We start from the raw sequence: 11,018 nt of genomic DNA on the forward strand, positions 1-11,018 counted from the left end.
CCGTCGCTTCCCGCGGCGCTATGACACGCTGTGAAGGGAGTCCGTGTGCGCGATGCGGGCGGCGGACGTGAGGTGAGAACGGCGTGCAGGTGCCCCGATGGCGGACCGTGGGCATAGCCCTGTTCCGGGTGCTGGTCGTCTGGGCGGTCTCCACCGTCACCATGGTCGTCCTCGCCGCCGTCCTCCCCGACTTCCGCCTCCAGTCCGCCGACGGCGACAGCGCCACCCGGATAGCCATCACGGCCGCGGCCGGCGCCGGAGCGTTCGGCCTGCTCAGCGCCCTGGTCTGGCCCCTGCTCGTACGGGCCCTGCTGCTCGTGCCGGCCTTCGTGCTCGGCCTCCTGGTCTTCTTCCTCAACGCCTCGCTGCTGCTCGTCGCCCTCGATCTGGCCCCCGTCGGCAACGGCTCCGTCGGCCCGGAGACCGCCGTCGTGGTCGCCGCCGTGATGTCCGCCGCCTCCTCCGCCACCAGCACCGCGCTCACCGTCCACGACGACGGCGCGTACCGGCGGCGGCTCGCCCGCCTCGCCGACCGCCGAAGACGCCGCCAGGACAGCCAGGACAGCGGGGGCAGCGGGGGCAGCGGGGACACAGCCGCCGGGGACCCGGCCCGACCGATGCCGCCCGGCACGGTCTTCCTCCAGCTCGACGGCGTCGGCCACGACGTGCTGCGCGACGCCCTGCGCGAGCGCCCCGGCACGGCCGGCCGGACCCGGCCGCCGCTGATGGAGCACGTGGCGCGGTGGGCCGCCACCACCCACCGCCTCACCCCGTGGCGCACCGACTGGTCCAGCCAGACCGGCGCCAGCCAGCTCGGCATCCTGCACGGCTCCAACGAGGACGTGCCCGCCTTCCGCTGGTACGAGAAGGAGAGCGGCGAGGTGATGATCAGCAACCGGCCGAGCAGCGCCGCCGAGCTCCAGCGCCGCGCCGCCGCCCGCAGCGGCCACGCCGGGCTGCTCACCGACGACGGCGCCAGCCGCGGCAACCTCTTCACCGGCGGCGCCGACCAGCTCGCCCTGGTGCTGTCCATCGCCGCCCGGCGAGGCCGCGAGAACCGCTCCCGCTCCGGCTACTTCGCCTACTTCTGCGACCCCGCCAACGCCGCCCGCACCGCCGCCTCCTTCATCGCCGAACTCTTCCGGGAGATCGGCCAGTCCCTCGCCGCCAAGGCCCGCCGCGAGCGCCCCCGCGTGGGGCGCGGCGGCCTGTACCCCTTCATCCGCGCCTTCGCGACCGTCGTCGAGCGCGACGTGGTGGTGGCCGCCGTCATCGGCGACATCCTCTCCGGCCGCACCGCCGTCTACGCCGACCTGGTCGCGTACGACGAGGTGGCCCACCACTCCGGGCCGCGCAGCCGCGACACCCACCAGGTGCTGCGCCGCCTCGACCGGTCGCTCGCGCTGATCGCCAAGGTCATCGACCACGCGCCGCGCGACTACCGGCTCGTGCTCCTCTCCGACCACGGCCAGAGCCCCGGCGCGACCTTCGCCGCCCGTTACGGCCTCACCCTCCAGGACCTGGTACGGGCCGGATGCGGGCTGCCCGTGCCGCGCCGCGCCCAGCGCACCCGCAGCGGCGCCGAGGCACGGGTCGCGGCGCGCGCCGCCCTGCGCCGCCCGGAGGCCGCGGAGACCCCGGAGGAGGAGACCCGCCGCGGCCCGTCGCGGGACCCCGTCGTGCTCGGCTCCGGGAACCTCGGCCTCGTCTCCTTCCCCGACTTCCCCGGCCGCGCGAGCCGCGAGGACATCGAGCGCCACCACCCGGCCCTGCTGCGCACCCTCGCCGAACACCCGGGCATCGGCTTCCTGCTCGTACGCTCCGCCGAACACGGCCCCGTGGTGCTCGGCCGCGACGGGGCCGAACACCGGCTGGACAGCGGGGAGGGCGCCGAGCACAGCCCGCTGAACGCGTTCGGGCCGGGCGCGGTCGAGGCCGTGCGCCGCACCGCCGGCTTCCCGCACGCCGCCGACATCATGGTCAACTCCGCCTGCGATCCGGCGACCGGCGCGGTGCACGCCTTCGAGGAGCAGATCGGCTCGCACGGCGGCCTGGGCGGCGAACAGGGCCACCCCTTCCTGCTGTGGCCCCGCGAACTGACGCCGCCCGTGGCCGACGGCGCCGAACTCGTGGGCGCGGAACGGGTACATGAGGTGCTGCGCCGCTGGCTCGACGAGGCCGCCGCCGCCCGGCCCGCGACCGATCCGCCCCTGGACGAGGAACTGGCCGCGGGCCGCGTCCCGTAGTTCCTTATGCCGTTCCCGCTCTTCTTTTCCCCCGGTTCCCCCGGTTTCTCCGTAATGCACGCTGGTCCGGCCCCGCGTCCGGCGGGCCCTATAATCCCCCCATGGCACAGAAGGTAGTTACCACCTACGTTGACGATCTGACCGGCGAAGAGTCGGCGGAGATCGCTAAGCACACCATCCTTGTCGACGGCGCGGGGGTCGAACTCGACCTCACCGACGAAAACTACGACAAGCTGCTGGAGTTGCTTCAGCCCTATCTGCACGCCGAGGGCGCCCGCCGGGTCCGCGGCAGCGTGGCCGTGGCCAAGGGCAAGCCCCGCAAGGCGCCGGCCGCCGGGGAGAATACCGCGGAGATCCGCGCCTGGGCGAAGGCGAACGGATACGAGGTCAACGACCGCGGCCGGGTGCCCGCGTCGGTGAAGGAAGCCTACGAAAAGGCCGCCCGCTGAGCCGGTGGATTTTTCGAAATGCCGGGCCCCAAGGCAATGACCTTGGGGCCTTTGCTATTGGCGCGGCGGCCCGCGAAATCCGCCGCGCACCCTCTCGCGCCTACGATCCCGTGCGTACGATTCGCCGTATCGCCGTCCGCGCCTCCACTGTCCGCACCTCCCTCGCGCGTGTGGACGAATCGTCGCCGCGCGCTGAGATCGCTGGACGTTTTACGGTGTTGAGCAGCGCCTCGCGCAAGGAAACGCGGTGATTTGTCCGCACAGCATGGTTCGGTGAGCATGTTCTGTCGCCCGGAACCATACGGGGGCCTGCACGACGAGAGGCGCACCACCTCATGCACGACACCGACGGCACCCACACCCGCCGCTTCGGGCTCCCCACCGCGACCGCCCTGGTCATGGGGAACATCATCGGCGGCGGCATCTTCCTGCTGCCCGCCTCGGTCGCCCCGTTCGGCACCGTCAGCCTGGTCGCCTTCGGCGTCCTGACGATCGGGGCCATCGCGCTCGCGCTCGTCTTCGGGCGGCTCGCGAAGCGCGACCCGCGCACCGGAGGCCCGTACGTCTACGCGCGCACGGCGTTCGGCGACTTCGCCGGGTTCCTGTCCGCCTGGTCGTACTGGACGATGACCTGGGTGAGCAACGCCGCGCTCGCCGTGGCCGGGGTCGGCTACTTCCATGTCCTGGCGGGCGGCCGGCACTCCATGGGCGTGGATCTGACCGTCGCCCTCGTCGCGCTGTGGCTGCCCGCGCTCGCCAACTTCGCGGGCACCCGCTGGGTCGGCGCGGTCCAGCTCGTCTCCGCGGTGCTGAAGTTCGTACCGCTGCTCTTCGTCGCCGTCGTCGGCCTCTTCTTCTTCGACCCGCACAAACTGGGCGCGTTCAACGAGGGCGGCGGCAGCGCGGTCGGCGGGCTCTCGGCCGCGGCCGCGATCCTGCTCTACAGCTATGTGGGCGTCGAGTCCGCGGCGATGAGCGCCGGCGAGGTCCGCGACCCGGAGCGCAATGTGGGCCGGGCCAGCGTGCTCGGCGTGATCGGCGCGGCCGTCGTCTATCTGCTGGGCACGGTCGCCGTCTTCGGCACCGTCGCCCATGACGATCTCGTCACCTCCACCGCCCCCTTCTCCGAGGCGGTCGACGTGATGTTCGGCGGCGAGTGGGGCGGCACGCTCATCGCGGTCGCCGCCGTCATCTCCATCGTCGGCGCGCTCAACGGCTGGACGCTGATGAGCGCGCAGGCCCCCTACGCCGCCGCGAAGGACGGGCTCTTCCCGGTCTCCTTCGCCCGCAAACGGCGCGGCGTGCCGACGTTCGGCGTGCTCGTCGGCACCGTCCTCGCCTCGCTGCTCACCGTCATCAACTACGTCTCCGGCTCCGGCGGCGTCTTCAAGATCCTCGTCCTGATCACCACCTTCTCGGCCACCGTGCCGTACCTGCTCGCCGCCGCCGCGCAGCTCTACTTCCTGCTGACGGGGCGGCGCGAACAGGTCCGTACGGGCTCCTTCGCGCGGGACGTGGTGCTCGCCGCCGTGGGCTTCGGCTTCTCCTTCTGGCTGGTCGCGGGCGCCGGATACGCCGCGATCTACCAGGGCGTGCTGTTCCTGTTCGCCGGCATCCCGGTCTATGTGTGGATGGCGGCCCGCCGTCAGGCCGTGTCGCCGCCGTCGACGACCAAGTCCGCGCCGACGGTGGACGCGGCGTCCTCCGACGCGAGGTAGAGCACGGCCGCGGCGATCTCCTGTGCGGCGGCGGCCCGTCCGGCGGGTATCTCGCGCCGCATGCGCTCGGTCTTCTGCTCCGGGCTCTCGCCGGGCAGCGTGGACATGGGCGCGTCCGTCTTGCCCGGACTCACCGCGTTGACGCGCACGCCGTCGGCGATGTGATCGAGGGCGGCGTTGCGGGTCAGCGCGGTCAGGGCGGCCTTGCTCGCGACGTACGCGCCGAGGCCCGCGTCCCGCTTGTGCGCGCCGAGGTTGGACGAGACGTTCACGATGGCGCCGCCGCCGTGGGCCCGCATATGGGCGATCTCGTGCTTGAGGGAGAGGAAGGCCCCGGTGACGTTGGCGTCCAGGGCCCGCCGGAAGTCCGCCTCGGGAATGTCGGCGACCGGGGCCGACGGCACGAACACCCCGGCGTTGTTGACGGCGACGTCGAGCGAGCCGAAGCGGGCCACGGTCTCCCCGACCAGGCGCGCCACGTCCTGCGAGTCCGTCACATCGGCGGTGACGGCGGCGGCGCCACCGCTGCCGCCCGCGGCCTCGATGAGCGCCACGGTCTCCTTGAGCGGCTCGGCCCTGCGGCCGGAGACGACGACGTTCGCTCCCTCGCGGGCGAAGGCGAGGGCGATGCCGCGCCCGATGCCGGTGCCGCCGCCGGTGACGAGGACGGTCTTGCCGGAGAAGCGTGCGGTCATGGTGGGTTCTCCAAAGAGGTAGAGCGAAATACGAGAATGAACGGTCTCGAATAAAGGCGTGAGGCGGCATGGTGTGAGAAGGCGAAAGGCTGAAGACGAAAGGCGGCCCTCGGTCGCGATGTCAGTCCAGCAGGGTCAGGGCCTGCCGCGCCGCGTCCCGCAGCCTGACGGGTTCGCCGCCCGACTTGCCGACCACCCGCATGCCCTGGAGCAGTACGAGCAGCATCCGGGCGAGCGCCGCCGGGTCCCGGTCGGCGGCGAGCTCCCCCTGGGCCCTGGCGCGCAGGAGCGCCGAGGTGAGCGCGGTCTCGACGCTGTTCCAGTCGGCCTCGACCCGGCGGCACGCGGCGGTGTCGTGCGGGGCCAGCTCCACGGCCGTATTGGCGACGAAACAGCCGCGCCGCAGCTCGTCGTGGGCGGACTCGTCCGCGTAGCGCCACACCAGCGCCCGTACGGCGGGCAGGGCCGGCCCCGGTTGGGACAACTCCTCGATCAACGGCGGTGTCTTCTGCTCCCCGTACCGTTCGAGCGCCTTCAGGTACAGCTCGCGCTTGCCGCCGAAGGTGGCGTAGATGCTCGCCCGCGCGACACCGAGGTGCTCCACGAGGTCCGCCATCGACGTCGCCTCATAGCCGCGCAGCCAGAACAGCTCCACGGCTGACTGCAACGCGGCGTCCGGGTCGAATTCCTTGGTCCTGGCCACATCGGGAACTCTAGATGTTTCGAGAACGGTCGGTCAAGAAACTCGATATGCGGTCCTGCGTGCACGGCGTGGTTCAGGGAGCGCCTCGCAGGCGGCGGGGCGCTCCCTGGGGGTGGACTCGGCGCCTATCGCGCCCGCTCGATCACTTCAGGTCGATCTGGAACACCTTGTCGGAACCGGCCGGCTGGCGGCCGGCGAGATCGGCGTTGGTGGTGGAGAGCCACAGGGCGTCCTTGCCGGGCACCGTCTCGACGGTGCGCAGCCGGCCGTAGCTCTTGGTGTAGTACGCCTTCGGGGTGCCCGCGTCCGTGCCGTCGACCGGGATGCGCCACAGGCGCTGGCCCTTGAGGGCCGCCATGTACAGCGCGCCGTCGGCGTATGTGACGCCGCTCGGGGACGCCTCGCCGACCTTCCACTGGCGCTTGGGGTTGGTCATCCCCGAAGTGGAGCACTGCCCCTCGCACTTGGGCCAGCCGTAGTTCTTCCCGGGCTCGATGAGGTTGAGCTCGTCGAACTTGGCGTCGCCCAGCTCCGCCTCCCAGAGCCGCCCTTGCGGATCCCAGGTCAGTCCCTGCGGATTGCGGTGGCCGTAGGAGTAGACGAGGGTGCCGAACGGGTTGCCGGGGGCGGGCTTGCCGTCGGTCGTCATGCGCAGGATCTTGCCGTTGAGCGACGACTTGTCCTGGGCGAGGTCGGAGGTCCGGGCGTCGCCCGCTGTCGCGTAGAGATATCCGTCCGGGCCGAACTTCAGCCGCCCGCCGTTGTGGAACTTGTTCTTCTTGATGCCCTTGACGAGCACCTTGTAGTCGCTGAGCTTGGAGCCGTCGAACGTCATACGGGCGACGCGGTTGCCCTCCGCCGCGGTGTGCATGAAGAAGACGTAGTGGTCGCTCTTCCAGTTCGGCGAGACCGCCGCCCCGAGGAGGCCGCCCTCGCCGTCCGTGGTCACGGCCTCAGGGACCTTGCCGACCTGCTTCTTCGCGCCCGACTGCGAGAGTGTGAAGACCTTGAAGGACTCGCGCTCGGTGATCAGGGCCGAGCTGTCGGGCAGCCAGCTCAGGCCCCAGGGAATCGTCCAGTCGGACGAGACGGTCTTGACGTCGCCGGGAGCGGAATCGGCGGCGGAGCCGGCGGCGTTCGCTGTCCGCGGCCCGGCCGTCGGGGGCTCCGCCGCGCCGCCGGGGTCGGCGGTCGCCAGCAGCAGGCCCGCGGCCAGTGCCGTCGCGGCCGCGGAGGCCGTCAGGGCGTTTCGGGCGGCTCCGGTGCGTGTGCGCATGGGGGGTCTCCGATGGGGAAGCGCGGCCGGAGCCTCGGGATCGGCACGGCCGCCGTTTGCCGGTACAGGAGGTTGCGCGCTGGTGCGGCTGCTGGGCCGGGGAGCCGGGGGAGGCCGGACACCAGTGGAGGTCGAGTGAGTCGAGCGATTGGAAGGTTTCCTTCTGGTTCGGCGGTTCGGCCGGAACGTACAGCCTTGTCGTGCGCGGGTCAAGGGAGTCGAAGGTAGGAGGTCTCTTTCCGGACCGTCCGCGAACGTCGATGGCCTGCTGATTACTGCTCCCCGCCAACCCCCACCGTTCCGCCTCCGACGTGCGATAGATCGGACCAATGTGCCCGGCCCTATTGACCGTGTCCTGTCGACTCGCGATTCTGCATCGGAAGGGAAGGTGACGGACGGCGGCCGTCGCCCACCACCCGTCGGCCCGGAGGCGGTTCGGGGGAGAGCGCCTTGTGCGGCGGGCTCGACGCACTGTGCCCGCGGCGCTGACGCACGGACCCCGCGCCGCGGACGGCCCCCGACCCAGAAGGCAGGTCCGATGAGCAGCAGACTCCGCGGCGCCCTGACCGCCGCAGCGCTGGCCCTGGTCACCCTCGCCGCTCCGGCCGTCGGCGGCGCCGACGCCCTCGCCGACCCCGTACGCCCGACCCCCGCCGCAAGCACAGCCACTGCCTCAGCCGCAACCCCAGCCTCAGCCGCCCCGCGCGCCGCCGCCGACTGGTCCTCGGCGGTCGTGGACTCGACCCTCGCGCGCTACACTCCGGACACCATCGGCGGCTGGTCGTACCCCGTCGGCCTCTACCTCTACGGCCAGTACCTCGTCTACCAGCGCACGCACGAGCCGCGCCTCCTCTCGTACATCAAGCAGTACGTGGACCGGTTCGTCGACGGCGACGGGAAGATCGGCCAGGCGTTCAACAGCCTGGACAGCATGCAGGCCGGGCGGCTGCTGGTGATCCTGCACCACGAGACGGGCCAGGACCGCTACCGGATCGCCGCCCAGAAGATCCGCCGCCGGCTCGACACCTACCCGCGCACCGACGACGGAGGGTTCTGGCACGCCACCTCCGCGAGCAGGGCCCACCAGCTCTGGGGCGACGGCGTCTACATGGTGAACCCCTTCCTCGTCGAGTACGCGCGCGAGTTCGGCGACCGGAGCTACGCCTACGACGAGGCGGCCCGGCAACTCACGGTCTACGGTGGCCACTTGCAGGAGCCCAACGGCCTGCTCAAGCACGCCTATGACGAATCGCGGACGGCGGACTGGGCGGACGACGACACCGGGCGCTCGTCCGAGAGCTGGTGCCGCGCCGTCGGCTGGTATTCCATGGCGGCCGTCGACGTGCTCGACGCCATCCCCGCGGACCACCCCCGCCGCTCGCGGCTCCTGACCGTCCTGCGGCGGCTCGCCGCCGGGCTGGAGAAGTACCAGGACCCCGCCACCGGCCGCTGGTTCCAGGTGATCGACAAGGGCGGCCGGTCCGACAACTGGACCGAGACCTCCTGTTCGAGCATGTTCACCTTCGCCCTCGCGCGCGGCGCCCGTCAGGGCTACCTCGACGCGCACTACGCGGACGTCGCCGAGCGCGGCTTCCAAGGGGTGCTGCAACGCATCTCGCTCGGCGGCGACGGGCGGACCGAACTGTCCGGCATCTCGGTGGGCACCAACGTCGGCGACTACGCCTTCTACGTCCAACGCCCGCGCGTGACCAACGACTTCCACGGCCTCGGCGCCTTCCTGATCATGTACGAGCAGCTACGGCACCCGGCGGCGGCTCGGGCGGCCGGCGTCCCGCGGACAGGGGGAGCGGCATGAGCACGAGCAGGAGAGCGTTCACCAGGGTCGCCGCGGCACTCGCCCTGCTCCTGGGGCTCCTCGCCCTCCCCGGCTCGGCGCGCGCCGAAGTGGAGCACCCCCGCCAGGAGTTCCTGCGCGGCTCGGTCTCCGGCCTCTTCCTGCACTGGGGCGAGCGGACGTACCCGCAGCACACCGACTGCGCCCAGTGGGAGTCCGACGTCACCAAGGGCGGCTGGTCCCCGTCGTACTGGGTGCGCGAGGCCCAGAAGCTGCACACGCGATACCTCGTCCTCGCCACCTTCCACAGCAGGCTCGGCTACGCCCGCGCCTGGCCGTCGAAGATCCCCGGCTCGTGCTCCACGAAGCGGGACTTCCTCGGCGAGCTGATCACGGCGGCGGAGGCGAAGGGCCTCAAGGTCATCCTGTATATGACCGACGACCCCCAGTGGCACGACCAGGGCGGCCACGAGTGGCTCGACTCGGCCGCCTATTCCCGCTACAAGGGCCGCGACATCGACCTCACGGAGCGGGACGGCTTCGGGGAGTTCTCCTACGACAACTTCCTCGAAGTGATGGGCCGATATCCGCGGCTCGGCGGGTTCTGGATCGACAACGACAACGACTACTGGCTCGACCACGGCCTCTACGAGAAGATCCGCGAGACACGGCCGGACTACACGCTCAGCAACAACAACGAGGACACGCCGATCATGGACATGATCAGCAATGAGCAGAAGACCGGCATGTCCCCGGCGTACGACTACCCGCAGGCCGTCTACACCGCGGCCCCCCGCCTCATCGAGGCCGACTTCAAACTCCCCTCCAAGGGCGCCTGGTGGTACGACGGCTCCGACCCCGCCGTCGACCGGGCGCTCACCCTCGGCCGCCTCGTCACCAACGCGGGCTCCTCCATCAAGGCCCTGATGGCGGAGACGGCCCAGGTCAGCGGTCGCTTCCCCGCGAAACAGGAGGCGTTCAACGACTTCGCCGACGGCTATCTCGACGCGATCTGGCCGTCCCTGCACGGCACCGAGGGCGGCGGCTATCTGCACGGCGGCCTCCAGCCGGGGCAGTGGAACGACGGCGCGTACGGCGTCACGACCGTCAGCAAGGCCGACCCCGACCGCCATTACGTCCACGTCCTGACGCCCCCGAAATCCGGCACGCTGCGCGTCCGCGACAACGGCTACCGCGTGGCGGCCGTGAGCGACCTGCGCACCGGCGAGCCCGTCCCCTTCACCCAGTCCGGCGGTTCCCTCACCCTCACCCGCACGGGCGGCTGGGACCCGTACGACACCGTCTTCCAGGTGCGGACCGCCGGCCGTACGGGCATCCTGCCGCCCGCCTCGTACCGCATGAGCGCCACCGCCGCAGCCCCCGGCCACGCGCCCGCGGCGGCGGCCGACGGCGACTACCGCACCTACTGGGACAGCGCGAAAACCCTCCCCGTCTCCCTCGACTTCGATCTCGGCGCGGACCGGACCGTCCGCTATCTCGCCCTCAACCAGCGCGAGGACTCGGTGAGTTACGCGCGCTCCGCCACCGAGCAGTCCGCGCGGATCAAGGACTACCGGGTGTACGCGAGCGAGGACGGCAAGAACTGGGGAAGCCCGGTGAAGACCGGCGCCCTGCCCAGCCACCGGGCCGTCGCCTTCATCGACCTCCCCGCGACCACCGCGCGCCACATCCGGCTGGAGGTCCGCAGCACCCACGCCGCGGCCTCCGACACGACCCGCTATCAGCGCCTGCGTGTCGACGAGGCATGGCTGGGCGCCGCCTACGCCACGCCCGCCGCCGGACACCGGAAGGGAGGAAGCTCCTGACGCGCCACGCACGGCCTGATCCACCCGCCCCTACGACAGCTACCTGAATCCCCCCATCGAAAGGCAGGCACAACCCATGAACGACACCCAGGACCGTTCGGCCCCCGCCGCCCCCGGCGACCGCGAGGCGGGCGCCGGACACACCGTCTGGACCACCCCGGACTACGACATCATCGAGACCGGACTCGAAGTCACCGCCTACTCACTGTCCGCCCGCTGAGCGCGCCCGCCATGCTGCTGCGCGTGCTCGGCACCGCGGCGGGCGGCGGGCTGCCCCAGTGGAACTGCGCGTGCCCCGGATGCTCCGGGG

9 protein-coding genes are annotated in these 11,018 nt (G+C 71.6%); 6 read left to right on the forward strand and 3 right to left on the reverse strand.

Annotated elements, in window-relative coordinates; all coding sequences use genetic code 11:
• Positions 1–83 precede the first annotated feature (83 nt).
• From ACFU99_RS18475 to ACFU99_RS18485, 3 genes are all read left to right on the forward strand, one after another.
• Positions 84–2,246: an alkaline phosphatase family protein gene (locus ACFU99_RS18475; RefSeq protein ID WP_384392936.1), complete on the forward strand. Its 2,163-nt coding sequence runs from the start codon at positions 84–86 to the stop codon at positions 2,244–2,246.
• 101 nt (positions 2,247–2,347) lie between these two features.
• A complete protein-coding gene (locus ACFU99_RS18480; protein ID WP_384392939.1) occupies positions 2,348–2,695 on the forward strand; it encodes an Lsr2 family protein in 348 nt (115 codons plus the stop codon).
• Between the two features lie 335 nt (positions 2,696–3,030).
• Positions 3,031–4,413 (forward strand): amino acid permease, encoded by a 1,383-nt coding sequence (locus ACFU99_RS18485; protein WP_384392941.1) that lies wholly within the window; start codon positions 3,031–3,033, stop codon positions 4,411–4,413.
• On the opposite strand, the gene ACFU99_RS18490 is transcribed toward ACFU99_RS18485, so the two are convergent.
• The 3 genes from ACFU99_RS18490 to ACFU99_RS18500 all read right to left on the reverse strand — a co-directional run bounded on the left by ACFU99_RS18490 (position 4,341) and on the right by ACFU99_RS18500 (position 7,087).
• Positions 4,341–5,108 carry an SDR family NAD(P)-dependent oxidoreductase gene (locus tag ACFU99_RS18490; protein WP_384392944.1) on the reverse strand — a complete coding sequence of 256 codons (768 nt, stop codon included), beginning with the start codon at positions 5,106–5,108 and terminating at the stop codon, positions 4,341–4,343. The two genes, ACFU99_RS18485 and ACFU99_RS18490, sit on opposite strands and share 73 nt — an antisense overlap.
• Before the next feature lie 121 nt (positions 5,109–5,229).
• Positions 5,230–5,811 carry a TetR/AcrR family transcriptional regulator gene (locus ACFU99_RS18495; protein ID WP_384392947.1) on the reverse strand — a complete coding sequence of 194 codons (582 nt, stop codon included), beginning with the start codon at positions 5,809–5,811 and terminating at the stop codon, positions 5,230–5,232.
• 142 nt (positions 5,812–5,953) lie between these two features.
• The gene (locus tag ACFU99_RS18500) at positions 5,954–7,087 is read right to left on the reverse strand and encodes a PQQ-dependent sugar dehydrogenase (protein WP_384392950.1); all 1,134 of its coding nucleotides are present in this window, start codon (positions 7,085–7,087) and stop codon (positions 5,954–5,956) included.
• 538 nt (positions 7,088–7,625) lie between these two features.
• On the opposite strand from ACFU99_RS18500, the gene ACFU99_RS18505 reads away from it, so the two are divergent.
• From ACFU99_RS18505 to pqqA, 3 genes are all read left to right on the forward strand, one after another.
• Positions 7,626–8,903, forward strand: a complete 1,278-nt coding sequence (locus ACFU99_RS18505) for a glycoside hydrolase family 105 protein (protein ID WP_384392953.1) — start codon at positions 7,626–7,628, stop codon at positions 8,901–8,903.
• Positions 8,900–10,708, forward strand: a complete 1,809-nt coding sequence (locus tag ACFU99_RS18510) for a discoidin domain-containing protein (RefSeq protein ID WP_384392956.1) — start codon at positions 8,900–8,902, stop codon at positions 10,706–10,708. The genes ACFU99_RS18505 and ACFU99_RS18510 overlap by 4 nt, the downstream gene beginning before the upstream one ends.
• Before the next feature lie 76 nt (positions 10,709–10,784).
• Positions 10,785–10,928 carry a pyrroloquinoline quinone precursor peptide PqqA gene (gene pqqA / locus ACFU99_RS18515; protein WP_384392958.1) on the forward strand — a complete coding sequence of 48 codons (144 nt, stop codon included), beginning with the start codon at positions 10,785–10,787 and terminating at the stop codon, positions 10,926–10,928.
• The last annotated feature ends 90 nt before the right edge of the window (positions 10,929–11,018 follow it).

This window comes from Streptomyces sp. NPDC057654 (genome assembly GCF_042800135.1).
Taxonomy (GTDB): domain Bacteria; phylum Actinomycetota; class Actinomycetes; order Streptomycetales; family Streptomycetaceae; genus Streptomyces.

What these genes read in the sequence shown, in the direction of transcription:
- ACFU99_RS18480 (WP_384392939.1), top strand. Translation starts at nt 2,348, where the DNA reads ATGGCACAGAAGGTAGTTACCACCTACGTTGACGATCTGACCGGCGAA.
- ACFU99_RS18485 (WP_384392941.1), top strand. Translation starts at nt 3,031, where the DNA reads ATGCACGACACCGACGGCACCCACACCCGCCGCTTCGGGCTCCCCACC.
- ACFU99_RS18490 (WP_384392944.1), bottom strand. Translation starts at nt 5,108, where the DNA reads ATGACCGCACGCTTCTCCGGCAAGACCGTCCTCGTCACCGGCGGCGGC.
- ACFU99_RS18500 (WP_384392950.1), bottom strand. Translation starts at nt 7,087, where the DNA reads ATGCGCACACGCACCGGAGCCGCCCGAAACGCCCTGACGGCCTCCGCG.
- ACFU99_RS18505 (WP_384392953.1), top strand. Translation starts at nt 7,626, where the DNA reads ATGAGCAGCAGACTCCGCGGCGCCCTGACCGCCGCAGCGCTGGCCCTG.
- ACFU99_RS18510 (WP_384392956.1), top strand. Translation starts at nt 8,900, where the DNA reads ATGAGCACGAGCAGGAGAGCGTTCACCAGGGTCGCCGCGGCACTCGCC.
- pqqA (WP_384392958.1), top strand. Translation starts at nt 10,785, where the DNA reads ATGAACGACACCCAGGACCGTTCGGCCCCCGCCGCCCCCGGCGACCGC.